The organism is Apilactobacillus bombintestini, assembly GCF_003627035.1.
Lineage (GTDB): Bacteria > Bacillota > Bacilli > Lactobacillales > Lactobacillaceae > Apilactobacillus > Apilactobacillus bombintestini.
The window spans coordinates 328294-351780 of sequence record NZ_CP032626.1 but is presented as its reverse complement, the minus strand read 5'-3'; the positions used below and the strand labels follow the sequence as shown (position 1 = coordinate 351780).

The 23487-nt window shown below is 34.1% G+C and carries 24 protein-coding genes, 1 riboswitch and 1 other annotated feature; of the genes, 11 read left to right on the top strand and 13 right to left on the bottom strand.

Annotated features, from left to right (window positions below):
* The first annotated feature begins 56 nt into the window (after nucleotides 1–56).
* Entirely contained in the window at nucleotides 57–239 is a 183-nt protein-coding gene (locus tag D7I45_RS01610; protein WP_120784050.1) for an LBP_cg2779 family protein, read from the top strand.
* Nucleotides 240–278: 39 nt separating this feature from the next.
* Here the strand turns inward: D7I45_RS01610 and D7I45_RS01605 are convergent, their stop codons facing one another.
* Both D7I45_RS01605 and D7I45_RS01600 read right to left on the bottom strand, forming a co-directional pair.
* Nucleotides 279–1451: a hypothetical protein gene (locus D7I45_RS01605; RefSeq protein ID WP_120784049.1), complete on the bottom strand. Its 1173-nt coding sequence runs from the start codon at nucleotides 1449–1451 to the stop codon at nucleotides 279–281.
* Nucleotides 1452–1500: 49 nt separating this feature from the next.
* The gene (locus D7I45_RS01600; protein WP_120784048.1) at nucleotides 1501–2478 is read right to left on the bottom strand and encodes an asparaginase; all 978 of its coding nucleotides are present in this window, start codon (nucleotides 2476–2478) and stop codon (nucleotides 1501–1503) included.
* Nucleotides 2479–2598: 120 nt separating this feature from the next.
* Nucleotides 2599–2698: riboswitch (purine riboswitch) on the top strand.
* Between the two features lie 59 nt (nucleotides 2699–2757).
* Between D7I45_RS01600 and D7I45_RS01595 the strand changes: the two genes are divergently transcribed.
* From D7I45_RS01595 to D7I45_RS01580, 4 genes are all read left to right on the top strand, one after another.
* Entirely contained in the window at nucleotides 2758–4068 is a 1311-nt protein-coding gene (locus D7I45_RS01595; RefSeq protein ID WP_277949253.1) for a nucleobase:cation symporter-2 family protein, read from the top strand.
* Nucleotides 4069–4130: 62 nt separating this feature from the next.
* Nucleotides 4131–4499, top strand: coding sequence for a hypothetical protein (locus D7I45_RS01590; protein WP_242446908.1), 369 nt, complete (start codon nucleotides 4131–4133; stop codon nucleotides 4497–4499).
* A 12-nt stretch (nucleotides 4500–4511) separates the two neighbouring features.
* The gene (locus tag D7I45_RS01585) at nucleotides 4512–4766 is read left to right on the top strand and encodes a hypothetical protein (RefSeq protein ID WP_120784046.1); all 255 of its coding nucleotides are present in this window, start codon (nucleotides 4512–4514) and stop codon (nucleotides 4764–4766) included.
* 110 nt (nucleotides 4767–4876) lie between these two features.
* Nucleotides 4877–5566: an MIP/aquaporin family protein gene (locus tag D7I45_RS01580; RefSeq protein WP_162924063.1), complete on the top strand. Its 690-nt coding sequence runs from the start codon at nucleotides 4877–4879 to the stop codon at nucleotides 5564–5566.
* On the opposite strand, the gene D7I45_RS01575 is transcribed toward D7I45_RS01580, so the two are convergent.
* The 4 genes from D7I45_RS01575 to D7I45_RS01560 all read right to left on the bottom strand — a co-directional run bounded on the left by D7I45_RS01575 (nucleotide 5563) and on the right by D7I45_RS01560 (nucleotide 8916).
* Entirely contained in the window at nucleotides 5563–6411 is an 849-nt protein-coding gene (locus D7I45_RS01575; protein ID WP_162924062.1) for a DegV family protein, read from the bottom strand. The genes D7I45_RS01580 and D7I45_RS01575 overlap by 4 nt on opposite strands.
* A gap of 221 nt (nucleotides 6412–6632) precedes the next feature.
* Nucleotides 6633–7673: an ABC transporter permease gene (locus tag D7I45_RS01570; RefSeq protein WP_120784043.1), complete on the bottom strand. Its 1041-nt coding sequence runs from the start codon at nucleotides 7671–7673 to the stop codon at nucleotides 6633–6635.
* A gap of 83 nt (nucleotides 7674–7756) precedes the next feature.
* Entirely contained in the window at nucleotides 7757–8332 is a 576-nt protein-coding gene (locus D7I45_RS01565) for a TetR/AcrR family transcriptional regulator (protein WP_120784042.1), read from the bottom strand.
* Nucleotides 8333–8433: 101 nt separating this feature from the next.
* On the bottom strand, nucleotides 8434–8916 hold the full coding sequence (locus D7I45_RS01560) for a DUF2798 domain-containing protein (RefSeq protein ID WP_120784041.1): 483 nt from the start codon (nucleotides 8914–8916) through the stop codon (nucleotides 8434–8436).
* Nucleotides 8917–9031: 115 nt separating this feature from the next.
* Here D7I45_RS01560 and D7I45_RS01555 point away from each other — a divergent pair, with 115 nt between their 5' ends.
* On the top strand, nucleotides 9032–11395 hold the full coding sequence (locus D7I45_RS01555; protein ID WP_120784040.1) for an ATP-dependent DNA helicase: 2364 nt from the start codon (nucleotides 9032–9034) through the stop codon (nucleotides 11393–11395).
* A 48-nt stretch (nucleotides 11396–11443) separates the two neighbouring features.
* Here D7I45_RS01555 and D7I45_RS01550 read toward each other — a convergent pair whose 3' ends face one another.
* Nucleotides 11444–12478, bottom strand: a complete 1035-nt coding sequence (locus tag D7I45_RS01550; RefSeq protein ID WP_120784039.1) for a lactonase family protein — start codon at nucleotides 12476–12478, stop codon at nucleotides 11444–11446.
* Between the two features lie 209 nt (nucleotides 12479–12687).
* Here D7I45_RS01550 and D7I45_RS01545 point away from each other — a divergent pair, with 209 nt between their 5' ends.
* The 5 genes from D7I45_RS01545 to D7I45_RS01525 all read left to right on the top strand — a co-directional run bounded on the left by D7I45_RS01545 (nucleotide 12688) and on the right by D7I45_RS01525 (nucleotide 16682).
* The gene (locus D7I45_RS01545) at nucleotides 12688–13113 is read left to right on the top strand and encodes a hypothetical protein (protein ID WP_120784038.1); all 426 of its coding nucleotides are present in this window, start codon (nucleotides 12688–12690) and stop codon (nucleotides 13111–13113) included.
* Between the two features lie 79 nt (nucleotides 13114–13192).
* Complete coding sequence (locus D7I45_RS01540; protein ID WP_120784037.1) at nucleotides 13193–13642, top strand: Fur family transcriptional regulator; 450 nt, start codon at nucleotides 13193–13195, stop codon at nucleotides 13640–13642.
* A 113-nt stretch (nucleotides 13643–13755) separates the two neighbouring features.
* Nucleotides 13756–15156: an MFS transporter gene (locus D7I45_RS01535; protein ID WP_120784036.1), complete on the top strand. Its 1401-nt coding sequence runs from the start codon at nucleotides 13756–13758 to the stop codon at nucleotides 15154–15156.
* A gap of 123 nt (nucleotides 15157–15279) precedes the next feature.
* A complete protein-coding gene (locus D7I45_RS01530; RefSeq protein WP_120784035.1) occupies nucleotides 15280–15972 on the top strand; it encodes a VIT1/CCC1 transporter family protein in 693 nt (230 codons plus the stop codon).
* A gap of 14 nt (nucleotides 15973–15986) precedes the next feature.
* On the top strand, nucleotides 15987–16682 hold the full coding sequence (locus D7I45_RS01525) for a VIT1/CCC1 transporter family protein (RefSeq protein WP_242446906.1): 696 nt from the start codon (nucleotides 15987–15989) through the stop codon (nucleotides 16680–16682).
* 37 nt (nucleotides 16683–16719) lie between these two features.
* Here D7I45_RS01525 and D7I45_RS01520 read toward each other — a convergent pair whose 3' ends face one another.
* From D7I45_RS01520 to D7I45_RS01495, 6 genes are all read right to left on the bottom strand, one after another.
* A complete protein-coding gene (locus D7I45_RS01520) occupies nucleotides 16720–17883 on the bottom strand; it encodes an ArgE/DapE family deacylase (protein WP_120784034.1) in 1164 nt (387 codons plus the stop codon).
* Between the two features lie 14 nt (nucleotides 17884–17897).
* Nucleotides 17898–18590, bottom strand: a complete 693-nt coding sequence (locus D7I45_RS01515) for a methionine ABC transporter permease (RefSeq protein ID WP_120784033.1) — start codon at nucleotides 18588–18590, stop codon at nucleotides 17898–17900.
* Nucleotides 18591–18593: 3 nt separating this feature from the next.
* Nucleotides 18594–19655, bottom strand: a complete 1062-nt coding sequence (locus tag D7I45_RS01510) for a methionine ABC transporter ATP-binding protein (RefSeq protein WP_242446905.1) — start codon at nucleotides 19653–19655, stop codon at nucleotides 18594–18596.
* Between the two features lie 32 nt (nucleotides 19656–19687).
* Entirely contained in the window at nucleotides 19688–20512 is an 825-nt protein-coding gene (locus tag D7I45_RS01505) for a MetQ/NlpA family ABC transporter substrate-binding protein (RefSeq protein ID WP_120784031.1), read from the bottom strand.
* Nucleotides 20513–20588: 76 nt separating this feature from the next.
* Nucleotides 20589–20823: a binding site (T-box leader), on the bottom strand.
* Nucleotides 20824–20951: 128 nt separating this feature from the next.
* Nucleotides 20952–21443, bottom strand: a complete 492-nt coding sequence (locus D7I45_RS01500; protein WP_120784030.1) for a hypothetical protein — start codon at nucleotides 21441–21443, stop codon at nucleotides 20952–20954.
* Nucleotides 21444–21533: 90 nt separating this feature from the next.
* Entirely contained in the window at nucleotides 21534–23480 is a 1947-nt protein-coding gene (locus tag D7I45_RS01495; protein ID WP_120784029.1) for an alpha/beta hydrolase family protein, read from the bottom strand.
* Nucleotides 23481–23487: the final 7 nt, after the last annotated feature.

Here is a 23487-nt window from a genome sequence, read left to right as displayed (position 1 = left end):
TATAAAAAAATAAGTAATATTATGGACTTGAGAGATATTTTGAGGAGGAGTTATTAATGAGTAGAAATTTAAATAACATTGCTCGAGAAATCGTAACTTATCAAAAAGAACACGATATTCCTGATACTATGTTGGCTTTCAACTTACACTTCAGTGTAGAAGAATTGCATGATATAAAAAGTATGCATCGAGCACCAAGTCAAGATGAAGTAGATATTATCAAAAAAACACTAGGATAAACAAAAAGCTTGTGAATTTTCATTCACAAGCTTTTTTTACTACATATCACCTTTAGCTTTTAGACGACGTTCGTCTAAATAAGCATAAATATATTCAAAACCAATTTCTACAATATCATTTAATTTAAATTCACGATGATAAATGATAAAAGTGGCAGTTTCATCTAACAAATTAAAGTTAATGCAACCATCAGCGGGTCTTTTAGTATTATCAACATAACCTAAAAAGCTAGTGCCATTTTTCAATTGTAGACGTATTAATTCACGTTTTTGTCTGGATTGATTTAGTATCGCCATGAAGTTATCTTCCGTACTATCAAATTCACGTGAATCATTTAATACGGGTTGGCAATAACGATGCTCTTTAACGTTATCATCACGCATCAATGAAATTAATTGTAGATAATCATTGCCAGTACGTACCTTTTCGATAGCATTCATTTTCATAAACACATAGCCACCAAATTGACCAGCCATATCTACTACTTTCAAGACAATGCCAGAATCATTTAACATGATTACTTGGCCTACATAAAAGAAATGATCATTGTAGCGACCACGAACTTCTACGAATTCTTTCGTACTAAAAGCTCGATTTAAAACATCAATGATGTTGTTAATGGATTCAGCGGTGTGAGGAACATTATTAGCAGGGTTAACGTTTTCGATAACCTTACTCATTACACTTAATTCACGACCTTGAAATTCCATTAATTTAACTTGCGCAAAGGTTAATGTGATAACTTCATTTTTAGAAGCATCAAACTTATTAATACGTAAAAAGTCGAAAGTTTCGTTTTTAATACTTTGCACTTTTCCGGTATAGAACAATCGTGAATCCATATCTTGAACTAATAAGATATCTTTTTTCAAATAAGCTTCAATAATAATTTGTGCAAATAAGTTAACGTCACTATCAAAATTTAAGGCAGCTGGTTTAGCTTCCATTAAATTGTCCTGCATTGCCATTTGCATTTGTTCTTCGATACGATCAATATCTTCACTTTGCGTTTCAATTTCTTCAATGGCTGCAGTTCTTAGCGCCACATATCCATCAGCTAGTCCACTGGATTCATAAGTACTGATAAGGACTTCTTGGTCATTATACTTAGCTATATATCCGGTATAAAAAATATCTCCGTCAGTTAAATAAACATTAACTAGCTGATTTTCTTGTTGTGCCATATCTAACTGTCTGATGATTTCATTCATATCCATACCTCATTTATATAATTTGCTCGTATATAAAATGGTGTAATAACTAAGAAATCGCATTACTCATAAAGTGAGCTAAGTCGTCGCCACTCTTATGAGCACTTAAACCAATAATTAGTTTAATACGTGCTTTTTGTCCGTTTAAGCCGTGACAAATAGTTAATCCCATTTTTTCTAATTCAATTCCGCCACCTTCGTATGCATAGATATCTTGGGCTACCCCATTGATACATCTAGATACTAAGATAACTGGAATTTTTCTATCTATTAATCGTTTTACAGAATCTAATGTAGCAGGTGGTAAATTACCGGCACCTAGTCCTTCAATAACTACTCCGTTAGTTTCGTCATTGTCGATAGCGTCAAATAAAGTACCATCCATCCCTGCATATGCTTTAATTAAATATACATGATCTACTACGGAATCAATATCTACTACTTCACCCTTAATTAGTTCTTGATAGAAAGCTGGATGATGTTTACTAATAATTCCGATAGGACCAAACGTTGGGGTTCTAAAAGTAGCTACGTTGGTAGTGTGCGTCTTTGTAACGTATCTTGCAGTATGAATTTCATCATTCATAACTACTAAAACACCCTTGCCCACTGCTTGTGGACTAGCAGCAGTTGCTGCAGCGTTTAATAAGTTATACAAACCATCAGACCCAATTTCATTAGAAGAACGCATAGCACCAGTAACTACTACTGGATAATCATTACTTAAAGTAAGATCTAAGAAATATGCAGTTTCTTCTAGCGTATCGGTTCCGTGCGTAACGACTACACCGTCATATCCTTCTTTACGAGCTTTTTTAATTCGTTTAGTAACTTGTAACATGGTTTCAGGGGTCATATGTGGTGAAGGTAAATTAAAAATTTCTTCATTGGTAATAGAAATGCCTTGATCCAATAAATTGGCACTTGGATTAGCAATTGGATTTTGTGCATTAGGTACTACTTCTCCACTGTCATCTTGTGACATTGATATGGTTCCACCTGTATGAATCGCTAAAATATGTTTCAAGTTAATCCCCCCTTATACATTTAAAGTTAATACCATCAATTGTACATTAAATTCGGCCTACTTAACAATTATATTATTATTCGGTTTGCTTTTTTTCTCATTTTCAGCTAGGATAAAGGTACTTTAATAAACGTTATTGCCTATATAATTACCAAGATATGGTTGGTGAGTTTCTACCTAGGGCCGTAAAGCCTAGACTATAAGCAAAAAGATTTTAGTCTCTTTGCTTTTGCAGGAGACTTTTTTATTTAGGTGATAATAAAACGGGAGGATATTTCATTGGATAACAGCGAAAAGCATTTACAACAAGTTTCTCATTTGAAAGCTGCTATTTTAGGTTTTCAACATTTACTAGCTATGTATTCTGGTGACGTAGTAGTTCCATTGTTAATTGGAGCTTTCTTACACTTTAATGCAGCACAAATGACTTACTTAGTTTCAGCAGATATTTTTATGTGTGGGATTGCCACTCTATTACAACTTAAACGAACTCCTATTACGGGAATTGGTCTTCCGGTAGTATTAGGATGTGCCGTACAAGTTATTACCCCACTACAAACTATCGGGGGTACCTTGGGAGTAGCTTATATTTACGGAGCTATTATTTGTTCCGGATTATTCGTATTCTTGATTTCGGGATTATTCTCTAAATTAAGACGTTTCTTCCCACCAGTAGTTACCGGTTCTTTAATTACTATTATTGGTTTTTCTTTAGTTCCAGTAGCTGTGCAAGATTTAGGTGGTGGAAATGCTTCTGCCAAGAACTTTGCTAGTCCTCATGATTTAATCGTAGGTCTAGTTACTATGGTTATCATTATTTTAATCAACATTTTCGGTAAAGGTTTCTTCCGTTCTATTTCCGTTTTAATCGGAATGGTTGCCGGTACTTTCACCGCTTACTGCTTAGGAATGATTTCCTTTACTTCTGTAGCACAAGCTAGTTGGTTCCACTTCCCTCAACCATTTTACTTTGGGGTTCCTCGTTTCGACGCTTCTGCTATTATTACTATGATTTTAGTAGCATTAACTACTATGGTAGAATCTACCGGAGTATTCTTAGCATTAGGTGATTTAACTGATCGTAAGTTAAGCAGTCATGAATTAGCTAATGGATACCGTGCTGAAGGTATTGCTGCTATGTTAGGTGGTATTTTCAACACCTTCCCATACTCTACTTTCTCCGAAAACGTAGGTGTGGTTCAACTTTCCGGTATTAAAACTAGACGTCCTATTTACTACGCTGGTTTATTCCTATTAATTTTAGGATTACTTCCTAAAGCTGGTGCCGTAGCTACTGTAATTCCTAGTTCTGTACTAGGTGGAGCTATGGTCGTAATGTTCGGTATGGTAGGTGTTCAAGGAATCCGTATTCTACAAAACGTAGACTTTTCTAAGAATGCTAACTTATTAACCGTAGCTCTTTCCGTAGGTACTGGAATTGGAGTTACTGTTTATCCACAAATTTTCCGATCACTACCTAAAGCTGCCCAAATCGTATTAGACAACGGAATCGTAGTTGGTGGTTTCTTAGCCGTTCTACTAAGTTTCCTATTTAGTCTAACTGGACAAATTAAATTAGAAGATAAATAACTGTTACCTAGATAACCATCATGTATAATAAACATGATGGTTATTTTTTTAGGAGGATACTTATGAATGATCAACGTTTTTACGAACCTAAAAATTCAAAAGACGCCATGCGTTTTATTGAAAAACTTTTTAATTCTTACAAAGATGCACCACTAACCCAATCGTTACTGGTTTATCATCAAAAATTGATTAATCAACTACGCGATAATATTGAACCAGCTGCTAAATCAGAAGGCATTGCTAGCCGGGTTGAAGCTGCTGAAAATATGCAAAAAGTAATGACTAATTGGATTACTATTAAAATGGCTGGTAAACCTTACAACGGTCGTATGCATCATTTCAAATTTCAACCTAATGGTGCACAAGCTAAATTCAAACGTCATAATATTAAAATTTCTGGCAATGGTGGACACCAAGCAAGCAGACATTAAGAAAGTCGGTGGATGATGGATACTAATAAATATTTAGAAGCACTAAAATATGAATCAGCAGATACCGTTTTAGGCAGCATTATGTCCGAAGCACAATTTCCCCATTTAGACGAAATTGGTGACGCCTGTGATGTTGCTTACTTCACTGATAATCAACATGATTTGGAACTTATTGAACGTCATCAACCTATGTTTTACAATTACAAACAACATCGTTTGGTAAATAAAGCAGATGTGTTAGCTGTGCTTAAAAAGTTATCACAATAAAAAAACGCCAGTAGATACTTATCTACTAGCGCTTAATCGTTTATATGGTTTTAATTTTTAATAAATCAGTGGTAGTCTACTAATTAGATACATATTAAGGAGGGATGGTCGTGAAATTACTTGTAGGTGAATTTATTGGAACCTATCTAATGCTATCTTTAGGATTAGTAACCAGTGTGGTTATCAATTATTTTCTATTTCCTAAAAGTCAAAACCGTTTTCTAACCGGATTCTACTGGGGCATGAGTATATTTCTACCGTCCCTTTTAACTACGTTTTTCTTCGGAACTGCATCTTTTAATCCAGTGGTATCACTCACCCAAGCCATTGATCATCAAATTCATTGGTCATTAATGTTAGGTGAAGTGATTAACCAAATTGTGGGAGCTTGGTTAGCTTCTCTTACAGTTAAGTGGATTTGGTCTAAGTGGCTAGAAAGTCTACCCTTAAACCTTAACTTTTATGCCACAGTACCTAGAGACGTTAACAATTGGCGTCGTAATTTCACTTGGGAAATCCTAGGTACTTTCCTAATCGTAGTTAATACACAAATGCAAAATGACATTAGTGTAGCTTGGTGGGTTAAAACCCTATTCTCATCACTTCTTATGATGACAATTATTAGTATCGTAGCCCCTATTACCGGAGCTGCCTTTAACCCTACCAGAGATTTAGTTCCTCGATTCTTCTTTTCTAGAACCTATGACAAACGATTATCACAATGGAAATATGCTATAGTTCCATTTTTGGGTCCTGTCATTGGTGGAATCTTAGGAATTATCTTCTCACTATTTATTTAATCCCATTTTTTGCAAGTCATTACGGCAAACGCATTGTCACCAGTATGAGTAGCAACAATGGATGAAGTATATTGAACTAATACATCAACGTTTGGAAACATTTCTTCCAAACGTTTTTTTAGATTATTAGCTAATTCATCACTACCGGTGTAACTGATACCAATAAATGCATAGTCATTATCTTTGATAGATTCAAAGTATTGGTCAGCCCACTTCTTGATAGTCTTTTTACCACGACCCTTAATTTGTAACTTAAGATCTTGTGGGAAAAGTGTAAATACTACGTGTAGGTTTAATAACTTAGAAATCATACCAGTAGCTTTACTAATACGGCCACCTTTAACTAAGTTTTCTAGTGAACTTACACCGATGCATAATTCAGAATTATCAATAATTTTGCCAACTGCTTCGACAATTTCGTCTCTAGTGTAGTCACCGGAGTTAGCCATCTTAGCAGCTGAAACAGCAATGTAGCCTAAACTTTGGTCGATGTAATGAGTATTAACTACTTTTACATCCCCATCCGCAATTTCACTTGCTTGTTCTGCAGCATGTACAGTACCACTTAATAGATCAGTCATGTGTAGTGAAAGTACTGTATCACCATCTTTAGTTAATTGGTTATATACTTCTACGAATTGACCAATAGATGGTTGACTGGTTTTAGGAAATGCTCCCTTAGGATTATCTTTAATTTCTTGTATTAATTTGCGACCGTCCATATCGATACCATCTTGATAAGTATCTTCGCCAATGTTTACATTTAAAGGAATTACTGTAATTCCTAATTCTTTGACGACTTTTTCAGGTATTAGCGCGGTTGAATCTGTAACAATTTTAATCATGTACATTCTCCTCGAATTCCATTTTATACTTACATAATAACCGTAATTGCGAAATTTTTCATTAGTTTACGTATAAAAATTAACATATTATGATAATATATCTTTTTATATAATCATTTTTTAAATAAAAAAAGCAGCCCTATTAAAGGACTGCCCTAAAAATGTAATAATTTGGAGTTTGTTTTGAATCAATGTAAACTAAATTTTTGCTTAATAAAAGATTATGCTTTTACGATATTGGATTTCTTACCTACTGCGAATAAAATTAATCCTAATAATACGTAGCAGGATAACACACTTACGGCTTGGACAATATCATTTCCGTGGAAGAATACGATATTTCTTAATAAGGTTCCGGTAGCACCAGGTGGTAGTAATTGACCTAGTTCTCCCCAACCACTAGGAAGCATTTCTGGTGCTGAAGTTAAACCAGATAATGGGTTACCAAGTAAGATTAAAATTACCGCGGCAATTCCTAATCCAGCATTACCCATTACTTCTAGAATTCCTAATACGAACATTCCAGTGGCACCGATACCTAGCATTGCACCCATGGAGGTTAATAGGTAGTTTCCATTAAAGGTACCTATTCCAAATTGGATTACTCCAACTAGTCCTAGTCCACCTACTATTGCGAATCCTATTACAGATAATAATTTTTCTTTCTTACCTTTTATAAATAGTGAGATAGCAACTGCACCAATCCAACCACCTAAGGCAATTGGTAGAGCTCCGGCTGCTAATCCAGCACCTTTTGGATCAGATTTAGGGAAACTCTTAACTTCTACTACATTTGCTTGTTTTTTATCTAATGCAGCTAATTTTTGATTTAAAACTTTAATGATATTAACATTGTTAGTTTTGGCTAGATTTTGATTTATAACTTGTCTACCCAAAGCTTGTTGTTTATTAACCAATTGAGTTCCCATTTGAGTAAGAACTTGGGCAACGGATGCGGAAGCAGCTGTTGCTTTGTATACATTCACATTGCCGTTCTTATCAATTTCTATTGCACCATAAATTTTTCTTTTGTTTATGTTGCTTTTAACATCTTTTACATCCTTGTATTTTGAAACATTAAAACCTTTATCTTTCAATGGTTTGGATATACTTTTATAATTGCTATTACTACTAATAATTCCAATTGGAAGATCATTAATTCCGGAATGAACAGCTGGTAAAGAGAAAGCAGCCATCATTATTCCAAGAATTACGGTTAATGTAACTATTAAAATACTTATTGGTTTCCAAGTTGATTTCATAATTTCTCCCCCTCTGGAAAAAATTATAGCAATCATTTTTTGGCTTTATAACCATCAAAAATCGATAGTTGTTGGATAAGTATTTAATGAAGGACATTTTCGTATATTTTATAAATAATGGTGGTTATTATGTTAGTAAATTCATCCACCGTTTCTTTAAAGTCATTTTCTACCCATTTTCTGATTAAATCGACTAATACATACGAGGTTAATGAATATGCATAGTAGCTAGGAATAGTGGAATCACGAAAGAAATTATTTTCTTTAATTATATGTTTGGAACTTTCTATTATTCTTTGGGTAAATAATCCATCAGATTTTTCACTAAAAAATAATTTAAAATCATCCCGATTATCATATATTCTTTGCACGACAACTCTAGTTCTAGCTTCGGTATATTTTTTATCACTAATATTTTCCAAAGTTAAAATGGGTGCTTGTCTAGTAAGACTATGTATTAAATTCATTTGCAACTTTTCCATTAAATCTTCTTTATCTAAATAATGATTATAAAAAGTAGAACGGTTTACGTTAGCTAACTTAATAATTTTGCTAATAGAAATTTTCTTATAGCCAATTTCGTTAATTAAATACTTAAAAGTAGCTATAATTTTATTTTGTGCATTTATATAACGGGCATCATGATCTTTATTATTCATATTTATAATCTCCTGTTTTAAAATATGTATTTAAAAATTAACACAAATATATCCATAAAAAAAGCAGCCCTATTAAAGGACTGCTTGAAATCTATTTATTATTAAGCGGCAGCATTAGCATCAATGTGGCCTTGAATTTTACCTAATAAGAAACGGCAAATAGGTCCCACAATGATTAGTTGTAGAGGTAATGCCACACAGAAATTCAAAATCCATGCGTGCAAATACATTCCCCATGTAATATTATGGAATCCGAAGGTTACGATAACTCCAAATAGTGACATAAAGGTAACCATACCTAATACCATCATGCAAGAAATACCTAAAGCAATTTTAATAGGAGTTTCTTTCCAGGCTGGCTTAAAGATAAATTTAAAGAATAGTGCCTTAACAGTAGGTCCTACGATAAATAAATCTAATAGTGCAGCTACGATTAAAGCTAATGGATATCCAGCAAGTACATCTAATACATAACCAGGTTGGATTCCGGAGTTAATCGCAATATTGTAACCTTCCATAACGATAACCATAAGTCCGGCCATCATTCCGGTAAACATTAATTCTTCTTTTAAACTTCTTGGCATAAAATACATATCTCCTGTTCAATATAAGTCTCTAATATTAACACTAGCATAATTAAAATTTTTTCATAAGTTACAATTTGGTTACAATTTCAAAAAATTCAAAGGAGGTAATCTTATCAATCGTATTGGAATTCGTGATTTAGTAGAATTTACCTTACGTAGTGGTGATTTAAATGCCCGTCTTAACAGTAATAACACCGCTAAACAAGGTGCTCGAATTCATCGTAAATTGCAAAAGCAACGTTTTTCTGATTATGACGCAGAATACTATCTAGATAAAACCTTGAAGATAAATAACATTGATTTTCATTTAGATGGTCGTGCCGATGCCGTTAAAATGTCCGAAAAATCAGCTGAAATAGTAGAAATTAAAACCTCCGACGTAGAATTTAAACAACTCCCTGACAGTATTTTGACGCTTTATTGGGGACAGATTAAAACCTACGCTTATTTGTTGATGGATAAATTCCCCCAATACGATGAAGTTAACCTCACTTTAACCTACGTACAAACTCCTGACGATATTATTCACAGTGAGCATTTAACTATCAGTAAAGATGACGCCAAACAATTCTTTGATCATTTAATTAAAGAATATGAAGAATGGTTAAAACTTCGTACTGATATCATCAAGAAGCGTAATCAAACTGCTAAACAAATGAAGTTTCCTTTTGCTAAATTTCGTAAAGGTCAACGTGAGTTAGCTGCCGTAGTTTATAAAACTATTGCTTCGCAAAAGCACTTATTTACTCAAGCACCTACTGGTACCGGAAAAACTATTTCTACCTTATTCCCTGCTGTTAAAGCTATGGGTGAAGATTTAGCCAATCGAATTTTTTATCTAACTGCCAAGCAAAGTACGCGTGCCGTAGCTCAAGAAGCTATGGATTTAATGATGAAAAAAGGTTTATTCATTAAAAGCATTACTTTATCCGCTAAAGAAAAAATCACTTTCAAAGAAGAAGCGGATTTAAAGCCGGAAGATAATCCTTATATGATTGGTTATTATGACCGTTTAAAGCCTGCCATTAAAGATGCTTTAGAGCATGAAAATGAAATTACTTTCGAAACTATTCAACAATATGCTCGCCAATACAAGATTGACCCCTTCGAATTTTCACTAGATTTGAGCCAATTTTGTGACGTAATTATTTGTGATTACAATTACTTATTTGATCCACAAGTACATCTACAACGTTACTTCACGGTGGAAGATTCCGATAATGTCTTCTTAATTGATGAAGCACACAACTTGGTAAATCGTTCTCGTGATATGTATTCAGCTCAATTAAGTAATCGTCCTTTAGATAATTTAATTAAGCAAAGCAAAGATAACGTAGAGGAAAACGAAGCGCTACATAAAGCCTTAAAGAGTTTTAAGCGTTCTTATACCATCAACACTAAGCCGTTAACTGATGGCGATGAAAATTATGTAAATTTAGATCATTTACTAAAAGCTTTCAACAAACAGGTTAGTCATTTATCCGATGTCATTAGTGATTGGTTAGCTAAAGACCATGATGATGACGAATTAAATGACGCCATTGTCGATTATTATTTTCAATTAATTAGTTATCAAAAAATCAGTGACTGGTTTGATGATACTTTCAAAACGCGTTTATTTTATGACCGTGATGGATATGTAATCGTTAAATTGTTCTGTATGGATCCTAGTTATTTTCTAGCACAATCCCTACAACTTGGTGGTAGCGCCATTTTATTCTCTGCTACTTTATCCCCTATGGATTATTATCAACGTGTTTTAGGAGACGAAGACGATAGCCTAACTTATGAAATGTCGTCACCTTTCGAAGATAGTCATCAACAAATTATTATGACTAACTATATTGAAACTACTTATAAAAAGCGTGATCAAAGTATTACACCTATTGTGCAAACTATTGATGCCATGATAAAAAGTAAAACTGGACATTATTTAATCTTTTTACCTTCCACGCATTATTTAACACAAGTGGTCGAAGCCTTTCAAAAGAAGCATCCCACTATCGACACCATCGTGCAAAAATCACACATGGAACCCGATGAACGTCAAGACTTCATAAATACCTTCAAGCATGATGATAATCGTACATTAGTCGGTTTTGCGCTTTTAGGCGGTATTTTCTGCGAAGGTATTGACTTAAAAGGTACTCACTTAATTGGAGTAGGCATTGTTTCGGTAGGTCTTCCGGGTCTAAATCCTGAAAATGATTTAATTAAACATTTCTTTGATGCCGAAAATGGCCATGGCTTTGATTTTGCTTATCAACTTCCTGGTTTAAATAACGTCTTTCAAGCTGCAGGACGTCTAATTCGTACTAATAAAGATTTAGGAAACGTAGTGCTAATGGATCGTCGCTTCCAACAACGTCGTTACCGTCGCTTCTTCCCTCGCAACTGGAATTCTCGTAATCTAGCTACCAGTTATAATCTAAAACAAACGCAACAATTACTACAAAACTTCTGGAGAAGGCATTAAAAAAAGCTCTTATCAATTAAGATAAGAGCTTTTTAATTTATTTAGTTATTAGTTTTCTTGTGCTACACAAACTCCTTCAGGAACAGTGAAGTCTTTTTGTAGCATAGTTAACTTACCAGATGCAGCATCACGTGAGTACAATGTAGCATTATCAGTGTTTTGGTTAACTACAATCACGAATTTTTCATCTTTATTGAAGTTAAAGTCACGAGGGAAATCTCCTTCGGTACTGATTAATTGTTCTAAGTGTAATTTGTTTTCATCGTTTAATGAGAATACTGCTAAACTGTTGTTTCCACGGTTGGATACGTAAACGAACTTACCGTCATTAGATAATCTAATAGCTGCGGCACCATTGTGTGAAGTCCAATCACTTGGAATAGTTGAGGTAATTTGGCGAACGTCTAAATGACCAGTAGCTTCATCGTAGTTTAATACTGCTAATTTACTACTTAATTCACCTACTACTAAAGCAATACCACGTTTTTCATCAAAGACAATATGTCTTGGACCAAAACCAGCTTCCATCTTCAAGCTGAATTGCTTAGTTAAGCTACCATCGTCAGCAATGTTGTAAATGTATACTCGGTCTTGACCTAAGTCCACTACAGCTAAACGGCCATCTGGAGTTAAGTCAGCAAAGTGAGGATGAGCACCGTCTTCTTGTTCAGGACGAGGACCCATGTCACCTTCGTGAACTACCTTGTTTAAGTAAGTTAGTGCACCGTTATCTTCAATCTTGTATACCATAACTTCACCAGTGTGGTAGTTAGCAGTGTAAACAAATTGTCTGCCTTCATCCACAGTGATGTATGCAGGGTTGGTATCTTCATTTAGGCAAGTGTTAATTTCAGGTGCAGGACGATCAGTGTTTTCTAATGCCATGGCACCACCCTTACCATCAGCACCTTTATCTACTGAGTAGATACGGTTAGCTTTAGATAAAGTTACGTAAGTGGGATTACCAGCTTTTGCCACTAGTTGTAAATTTTGCATTTTTTTGTTTTCAGTATCTAATTCTAATTCGTAGATACCTTGACTATCTTTTTTAGTATAAGTTCCAATTAGAAATTTTTCAGTCATAATTAAATCTCACTTTCGCTTAAAATTTAATAAACAAGTATATTATTACATATTTTGTTTCCAAAGCTAAGCATTTGAGAGAATTTTTTAAACTTATCTTCATACAGCATTTATTTGTTCTTATGCCTCGCATAAACCGCAATTCTTTAAAACGCTTAAAACTTCTTATATAATATAGTGATTACTTGAAACGATAAGGAGTTCTTAAAATGAATAGTTTTGAAGGTTTACGTCCCATCATGACACAACATTTTACTTTGGATTGGTTAACTAAATTTAAGCTACCCGAAGTTATCCATTTTCAACAAAGAACGGATACTAATGCTGACGTGCATAATACTAGTGATTTTATTAATGCCACTATGAATGATGTAATGAGTAAAAAAGCCCTATTATGGGGAGTTATGAATCAACAAATTCATGAATTTGTCGGTATGGCAGGTATCGCTAACTTAAATCAAGAAGAAGTTACTATCTATGTTAATTTAGTAGATATGTCTGCCGATGATGTTTTAGAAATTACTCATCGTGTAATGCAATTACAAAAAGAATATTGGCCTAACGCTAAACGTCGTTTCAACATTACTCCCCACGACAAAGAAATTCGTGATAAAATAGGATTTCTTGCCAATTAATTTATAACAATTATTTGCTTTATAAATTAATTGAACTTATCATTAACGTAGAAGTGAATGATTAAAGGAGGGAAACTAAATGTCTGATTCCGCATATGACAAAGCGCTAAAAAAGTTACGTGACAACAATGTTCGTATTACACCACAACGTCAAATCATTTTAAAATATTTGATTAATCATGATAATCATCCTTCCGTAGATACTATTTACGAAGCATTACGCAAGGACTTTCCTAATTTAAGTATTGCTACTATTTACAATACGTTACAATTGTTTGAAAAATTAGAAATCATTATTGCGCTACCTGCTGAAGACGGTGGAATTAGATACGATTTCTTTGGGGATCCACACTTTCATGCAATTTGTAAGAACTGTGGTACCATCTTTGATATCGAATTCCCTGACTATAAAAAAACTGAAAAGAATCTAGCTGAACTAGCTATGCAACAAGCTGGCTTTCAAACTAACCAAGTTCATATTGAAGTATATGGACTATGTCCAAAATGCCAAGCTAAATTGTCTAAATAGTTTTAAAAATCCGCTCTTATTCGTAAGAACGGATTTTTTACATATACGCTTGAATTTTCGTTTTTAAATTCATCTGTTACAATTAATATATAAAATATAAGGAGCTAAAACATATGACTCGCAAGCAATTCTTCATCATATTGTCGGTAGCCCTGGTTTCCTTTTTAGGAACTGTGGATATGAGTATTGTAAATACTGCGCTACCACAAATATCCAATGATTTACATATTCCTATGAACCAAGCTGAATGGATTTCATCTGCCTACTTAATTCTAATATGTATGTCTTTAATCCTTTTTGGAAAATTAGGTGATCAATTTAGCAAAGCTAAAATTTTTCAATTAGGAACTTTACTTTTCACTGTTAGTTCACTAGTTTGTGGACTTTCTGGAAACTTAATCATTTTACTAGTGGCACGTTGTTTACAAGGACTAGGTGCTTCTATGACTATGGCAACTAACCTAGGTATCATTACTGAATCTGTGCCTTTTGGCGCCAGAGGTCGTGCACTAGGTATCAACACTACTATTGGACAAGTAGGATACATTGCGGGTCCTGCAGTAGCTGGAGCTATTTTGTCCGTTGCTAACTGGAACTGGATTTTCTTATTCAACGTTCCAATTGGTATTTTCGCATATGTATTTGGTGAATTTGTTTATAAAACACCTGCTAAAAAGAAGCCTACTAACCTTCACATTGACTGGTTAGGCTTTGGCTTATTAGCAGTATTAATTGGCCTATTTTTCGTGGGTATCTTTACCGGACAAGAAATTGGCTTTAGCAATCCTAACGTAATTATTGCCTTTGTTATTGCGGCTATTTTATTAGCCTTATTTATCTATGTAGAAAGAAAAGTTGCTGATCCTATCTTGGCACTTTCCTTATTTAAGAATCCTGGATTTACTATCAGTATCATTGCTCTAATGTTTATGTACATTATCATTTACTTCAACAATGTTTTACTACCTTTCTACATTCAAGATACTTTGAAGTTCTCACCTTCTCACACTGGATTATTAATGAGTGTGCTTCCGGTAGTAAATGTATTTACTGCCTACCTAGGAGGGGTACTTTGTGACAAATACGGAGCGGTAATTATGTCATTACGTGCTTCTGTAGTTTTCGTGATTGCTGAAGTTATCTTTGCTATTATGCAACCTAACTGGACTTTAGTAGTTCTGTTATTAGGCTTCGTAGTATTCTCCACTGCCAATGGATTATTCCAAAACAATCCTATGGTTATGGAAAATGCTGGTAAAGATCAACAAGGTATCGCAGGTTCTGTATTAGCACTTAGTCGAAACATTGGATTTACTTTAGGTTTATCCATTTCTACTTCCTTGCTATACACTGCTATGAGTTTCAAATCTGGCCAACGCATTACCACTTACCCTATGCACAATGATGCATTATTCGTTTTTGGTATGCACACTACTTACTGGATTGCTGCTATCATTATGCTTTCCGTAACTGTTATGCTATTTTGGCTATTACAACACAATAAGAAAATCTAACCTAAGCTAGCTATTGCTGTATTCAGCAATAGCTAGCTTTTTATATTGTTTCCTTTACATTTAATGCATAACGATATATTATGATAATAGTTATTACTTAATAATGATTATAAACTAGAAAGGATGATTTACTTGAAAAAGCAAACTTTAGCACAACGTATAAATATCATCCGAGCCGGGGTTATGGGTTCCAATGATGGAATCTTATCCGTAGCCGGAATCGTTATTGGGGTGGCAGGTGCCACGAGTAACACCTTCTCCATCTTCATTTCTGGAATTGCCGGTATGATTGCCGGTACCGTTTCAATGGCCATGGGTGAATACGTTTCAGTAAATTCCGAAAGTGATTCACAAAAGAATGCCGTAGCACAACAAAAGAAAGCGCTACGTAATAATTACGATGATGAATTTAACTTTGTTAAGCAAAAATACATACAAAGTGGAATTTCTGATGAGTTAGCTACCCAAGCTACTCGCGAAATGATGAATCAAGATGCCCTAGTTACTACCGTTCGTGAAAAATACGGATTTAATGTTAACCAATTTACTAGTGCTTATGCTGCTGCGGTAGCATCCATGTTATCTTTTCCAACTGGATCTATCCTTCCTCTAGCCGCTATTTCATTATTTCCACCTCACGTTAAAATCATTGCTACCTTTATCGCCGTTATTATCGCGCTATCCATCACTGGATATTCCGCAGCAATTTTAAGTAACGCTAACCGTTTCAAATCTGCAATGCGTAATGTCATTTCAGGTATGTTAACCATGATTGTTACCTATCTAATTGGTTTATTAGTAGGAATGCTAGCTTAAGGAGGACTTTATAAATGGCAACTAAAAAAGAACACAAATCTAATATGAACGAAAAATTAAACACTTTACGTGCGGGAGTATTAGGATCAAACGATGGTATTTTAACCGTAGTTGGTGTCTTATTCTCAGTTGCGGTTGCTACTCCTAATTTCTTAACTATCTTTATTGCTGGATTATCTGATTTACTAGCTTGTGCCTTCTCCATGGCATCTGGTGAATATGCTTCCGTTAGTTCACAAAGAGATACCGAAAGTGCTTCGGTGCAAAAAGAACGTCGTTTGCTTAAGACTAATTTGGATAATGAACTAGCTTCGGTACAACAATTCTATATGGACAGAGGTATTTCTGAAGACACTGCCCTAAAAATCGCCCGTGAACTTCTAGATAAAAAACCTTTGGAAACTATGGTAAGTACTAAATACAATATTGAATTAGGTCACTACATGAATCCATGGTCAGCTGCTTTCTCATCCCTATTCTCAGCGGCCCTTGGTGGAGCTTTCCCTCTACTTGCCATGAGTTTAACTAACGGTATCTACCGTTGGCCCGCTACTATCCTAGCAGTTATTGTTTCCGTAGGCTTAACTGGTTTCTTAAGTGCCAAGTTAGGTAATGGTCGTCCTAAAGCTGCGATAATCAGAAATATTATTATCGGTATCTTAACTATGATCATTCACTACGCAACAGGAAAATTAATGAATCAATTCTAAAATAAAAAAGCCTCAGTCAAATGACTGAGGTGTTTTTTTATTGTAAATAATTAATTGCAATTTGTTTGTACAAGCGAATAAATGCATAGAATGAATCTAAATCAATATATTCATCAGTTTGATGAGCTGTATCATTACCAGGTCCTAAAATGATTACATCTAAATCGTTTTTTCTAGCTTTGTATTGAGAAGCATCGGTTCCCATAGATAATGATTTCAAATCTAATTTATAGCCTAATTCATCTTGGCTAGCTTGTTGTGCTACTGAAACAATATCAGCATCTGGATTATTCTTTACTGGATATCCACTGAAGTTAACTTCTAACTTTAAGTTATATCCTGATTTTTGGTTAAATGAATCAATAATTTCATTTAAATCATGTACAATTTGATCATTATTAAGTTGTGGAATAGTTCTAACCATTACTTTTTCGAAGGCAAAATCAGGAATGGAATTAACTTGTTTTCCTCCTTGGAAGATATCAGGTGTATATATAGTTTTACCTAAAATATCATCATTTCCAGTTTGTTTAGCAAAGTATTCTTTTTCAACTTGGCGATAATTAATCAAATTATCAATAGCATCAATTCCATATTCTGGAGTAGAACTGTGTGCTGCTTTACCTACACTTTTAACTGTATAAATAAGTGCACCTTTATGAGCATAAACTAAATAGTGGCGATTCTTATCATCTTGTCGTTGACCAGTTGGTTCACCAATCACTACTGCATCAACATCATCTACATCTCCTCGTTTAGCAAGGAAATTAGCTCCACCTTGAGTTAGTTCTTCAGAAATAGTAGCTAAAAATTTTAATTGTCCAGACAAATCTTTATGTTCATCATGTAATTCAATCAAAGCAATAGCTTGAGCAGCCAAACCAGCTTTCATATCAGTTACTCCACGACCATATAAGTTATTATTTTCTACTACTGGATCAAAGGGATTGTGAGTCCAATCATCAGCATTATTTTCATGAACAGTGTCTTCATGTCCTTCAAATGCTAGAACTTTACCAGACTTATTTCCAATAGAAGCTACCAAATTACTTCTATTATCAAATTGATCCACAATCTCACTGTCAATTCCGTGTTTTTTAAATAAATCACTTAAGTATTGAGCTACTTCTTTTTCATTGTCTGCTACCGTATTAATAGCGACTAAATCTTTTAATACTTGTAATTGTTCTTCTTTTTCCATTCATATCTACCTTCTTATTTTGTATTTTCATGGTCAGTCATTCTTGCTAGGACATCCCCCACAATTTGAATTGCAAATACAATAATTAGAATTAATACTAATGCTACTAAAGTTACATCATTTTCATATCTTTGATAACCAACAATAACAGCCAAGTTACCTAAGCCACCACCACCGACAGTTCCAGCCATAGCAGTTAGGCCAATCAAACTAATTAAAGTTACCACCGATGAACGTATAATCTTAGGTAATCCTTCTTTTAGATATACTCTAAATACAATTCCCCATGTGGATGATCCCATAGCTTGAGCGGATTCTATAATTCCACTATCTACATCTAACAATGCATTTTGCACTTGTCTTGCATAAAAAGGAATAACCGCAATTACTAATGGAACGATACATGCAGTAGTACCAATAGAGGTACCTACTACTATTCTTGTGAATGGTGCAATTACCGCTAACATGATAATGAAAGGAACTGAACGAAAGAAGTTCACAATTTTATCTAAGATAGTGTAAAATACATCATTTTCACTAATTCCTTCAGGACCGGTTAATACTAATATAACACCGATTAATAGTCCTATTAACCCACCAATGATGGCAGTAAAAAATGTCATGTATAAAGTTTCAAAGGTGGCTTGTTCAAAATCTGGAATCATAGTTATAGCGTTGGGAAAATAATGAGCTAAAAATGCATTCATTGGCTACTCCTCCTTACTACTTTCATCTTGTAAATTAATGTTTCTTAAGTGAACATCTTTTTTGGCTAAATATTCTTTAATTTCTTTGAGCGTAGGTTTATCCGCATCAATTTCGATAATTAAATTACCTAACGGAACATCTGAAATAAATTCGATATTTCCATATATAATGTTGGCTACCGCTCCAAACTTTTGATACAAATCAATGATGATTGGATTTTCAGTGGATTTACCAATGTAGTGCAATCTGAATAATCGTTGTTCACGTGATAGATCTACAAAACGCTTTTGACTAGCCAATGTTTCAATAGCGCCTTTGACATTATTAGTAGTATCAATAAAGTCTTGAGTAAGTTGTGTTTTAGGATTACTAAAGACTTCTAAGATGCTACCTTCTTCCACTACTTTTCCGGCATCCATGACCGCCACTTTATTACATAGTGATTTAACTACGTCCATTTCATGAGTAATTAAAACAATCGTGACACCCAATTCTTTATTAATTCTCTTTAGTAATTGCAGAATAGCTTGCGTAGTTTTTGGATCTAGTGCACTAGTAGCTTCATCACTAATTAGAATTTGTGGATTGTTAGCTAAAGCTCTGGCAATTGCTACTCGTTGTTTTTGTCCTCCAGAAAGTTGCGCTGGATAGAACTTTTCTTTACCTTTTAATCCTACTAAATCGATTAAATGTTGAACTCGTTGCTTTCTTTTTGCTTTAGATGTATTCGTTCCTACCATGGGATATAAAATGTTTTCTTCAATATTTCTAGCATTCATTAAATTAAAATGTTGGAAAATAAATCCAATATTTTTTCTCAATCGACGGATTTGATAACGGCTAAACTTATTAATATCTTTATTATCAATAATTACTTTTCCTGCACTAGGTTTTTGCAAACGGTTAATAACTCTTACTAAAGTACTTTTTCCGGCACCCGAATAGCCTACAATACCGTATGCATCCCCTTTTTCAATATTTAAGGAAACATCTTGCACAGCTTTAGAAACTTGATGTTTTTGGTTAAAAGTTACATCAATATGTTCCAAACTAATTTGTGTCATAATTTCACCTCTACTTCATTTCATTATTCGTCTTATTTATTGAAGTTAACATCCCATGCAGGAATTTCTTCATTCTTGTAAAGTTTCTTCAATAAGTCCTTAGTTGCTTGGCTTTGGTAAACTTTTACTACTTTCTTGTAATCCTTGTTGTTTTGATCAGATTTGTTAGCTGAAATAATGTTGATATATGGAATAGCTGCTTTATTAGTAGGTTCTTCAAATAGGATATCTTTAAAACTTAATTTAGCATCTAGCGCAAATCCACCATTAACTACAGAAGCATCTTCATCAGCTAAAGCTCTTGGAGTTTGTGCTGCATCTAAAGGAACAATCTTTAAATCTTTCTTGTTTTCAGTAATGTCTTTAACTGTTGGAAGTGGAGTGTTTCTTAATTTAATTAATCCTGCACTAGCAAGTAGTTTCAAACCACGTGCTTCGTTGGTAACATCGTTTGCTACTGCAATAGAAGCACCTTTTCTTAGATCTTTAACGTTAGAAACTTTCTTAGAATATAAAGTTAAAGGAGAGAAAATAGTCTTACCGATGGAAACAATCTTAGTATGGTGAGCGGCATTCCAGTTATCTTGGAATGCATAATTTTGAAATGAGTTAATGTTGATTTCTTTGTTAGTTAATGCGGCATTAGGTTGTGAATAATCAGTAAATTGGACAATTTGTAAATTAATACCTTCTTTTTTCACACGTGATTGAACTGACTTCCATACTCGTGCGTCACCGCCAATAACCCCTACTTTAACTGTGTGGGCTGAATTCTTACCACAACCTGCTAATAACGTTAGTGGTAATACCAATAAAAATGTAAACGCTAATAATAACTTCTTGTAACCTTTCTTCATAAAAAAGACCCCCTAAAAAATATATGTAACTAGTTTTTAACTTAGCCAACAAAAAAACTCCGCTTCTAGATTCAAATCTAGAAACGGAGTTCCGTGGTACCATTCTAATTCGGTAAAAGCTTACACTTCTACCCTCAATAACGTCTATAAAAACGCGTGCAATTAATAATGGTTGCCACCCCATCATCGCTTAATTATCAGCGATGCCAAATTACAGGCCATATTCATTATCTTCCGATTGATCTACTTTCAGCAAACGTAGACTCTCTGCGCAATCATTGGATAACTACTCTCCTGATCATCTTGTTTTATTTGTATCGGTTAAGTTGTTATATATACTACACTTCATTTTTAATAATGCAAGACTTTTTCTCATTATTTTTTAATTTTATTTTAAGCGACAATAAAAAAAGAGCTACATAATAGCTCTTTGAAGGATTTAAAATAATCTAATATTTTGTGAATATAATAATTCAGCTATCAACATTAAAACATCTACAGCTACGAAAAAGCCGATAAATAGGAAAAATGTTAATTTAACTGCTTGTAGTCGTTTAGGTAAAGCTTCCTTGCTGTAATAGCTGTGCTTCTTTTCTAGTGCTGGAAGTTTTAGACCTAAGTAAATGAAGTAAGCTTCCATAATAAACATAATAATTAATACATAATTATTAGCAATTTCTGGAAAGACTAATCCTAAAACGAATAAAGTAGCTACGATAGCTAAAATAACGTATTGACTAGTAATAGTGCTAGTCTTTTTTTGTTCATTATCCCAACTAGCTAACTTGTCCTTATCGCTTGCCCATTGTTGTTTAATGTTCTTTTGCACTTCTGTATTTAACTTGTGAATCTTAGGTAAAGTTTCCACAGCGCCAAATACTAATAAAGCAATTACTACAAAAAATAAAATTAAATAAATAACTGTATTCATAAATTTCGCCTGCTTTCGTATGTATTACTTTTATTATTGCATTAATTTCTAAATAAAAAAAGCTGATAACCTTCATATCAGCTTTTTTATCTATTTCTTATACTTATCAAACCATTCGTAAATATCCTGGGTTCGTGTATATCTTAAGTTAGGTTTTCCATTTCTAGAGAAGCCGTGGAAAGATTGTGGATAACGGATGTAATCCACATCAGTTCCCGTTTGTTTAATAACGGTAAATAAAGCTTCACTTTGGTTAACCGGACAACGCATATCCCATTCACCATGTTGTATACGAGTTGGTGTTACTACTTGTTTAGCATATTTTAGTGGTGAACAATTCCAGTAGAATTGCATCCCACCTTCATCAAATAAGTCCATGCCCAATTCTTTACGACAGAATCTAACCCCAATATCAGAGGTGCCATATAAAGCATGCCAATCGGATACCGGACGTTGTACACAAGCAGCATTAAAGCGGTCAGTGTGACCAATTACCCAACTAGTCATAAAACCACCGTACGATCCACCTGCTATGAATAAATTAGAAGCATCTAAATCATCAAATTCATCCAATGCCGCGTCTAGTCCTTGCATAACATCTTCATAATCTTCTTTACCCATTCTGCCAATGCCGGCAGCCTCAAAGTCTTGACGATAAGTAGTAGAACCTCTTGGATTTACATATACAATCGCATAGCCACGACTAGCTAGAGCTTGAAATTCATGGAAGTATACATCCCCATATGCAGCTTGTGGACCTCCGTGTACATATAAAATTACCGGAAGCTTTTTAGCTGAATGATGTTTTAGTACCCATCCATGAATACTGAATTTATTATCTTTAGAAGTAGTGACAAAGTCGCTTACTTGCGCGTAAGTATGGGCTTTATCAAATTCTTCATTAGGATTATAAAAGACTTTACTTTCTTGTGTTTCATAATTAAAAGTTACTAACTGATTAGCACATTGTGTGGAAGATAAATTCAACATAATTTCTTGGTCATTTAGCGGTGTGAAGTCAATTAAGAATTGATGATCTTCCCAAATACAATGTAGTTTTCTACCATTGTATAGCCATAATTGACTGTGTCCATGAAATGCAGCTGTGAAAAGCAATAATCCATCAGCTAACCATCTCATAGAACTGCCGTGATTTTGTATGAAATCAGTAGAAATGCTTCCCCCGACTTCAATCTCTAAATCATGCGTTAGGTCAATTAGTCGTTGCTTATCTATATCATATTCATATAAATCATTAACCGTACAATTAGGATGACTGGCATCATTGCCGATTAAATAAACATGTGTATAATCAGGTGAAAACTTAGCATCACTAAATTGTCCCTTAAGTACATCATGGGAAATATCTGTTATTTGGTCATCATCTGTACGCTCAGCCAGGTGCCAAATATATGCGGCTTTAGTTTCATCAGAAGCAGTTTGTAATTCTGGATAACGGCCACGTAGTACTAATAAATCGTTATTATCAGCACGTGCATCCACCAAATCTAAATTATATTTTAGTTCGCGACGATCCACTATTTTTCCGGTTAATACATCTAATCGAAGAATAGCATATTTATTATTATCATCTATCCAACCAGTACCATCTGCACGATTATCAAACTTGGTAACTCTTCTAGTATCTGGACGAATAGTATTATCAAATTTAGGAGGAACGGCTGTATATTCAGTCTTCACATATACATCCCTACCATTTTTACCATCAATTAAGGTAGTCACATTTTTATCTTCTAAAATGATTTCGCTAGTTCCCCCGTTTAGTGGCATTTTATATAAATCGCCACCGCGTAAAAAGACTAGATAATCACCTATTTGCATGGGTGAACTAACGTTTAAAGAATGGCTCCATAATTGGGCTTTATGATTTTTATCTAAGCTTATAAGTTCATGTTGATAAATGTTGGCTGCATTATTAACTGAATTTTTAATCGCAAAAATTTGATCTTTAATTTTAGTTAATTGCGATAAATGAGTTAACTTTCCTAAATCAGCGTTTTGAATTGTTTTTTGCATGAGTATC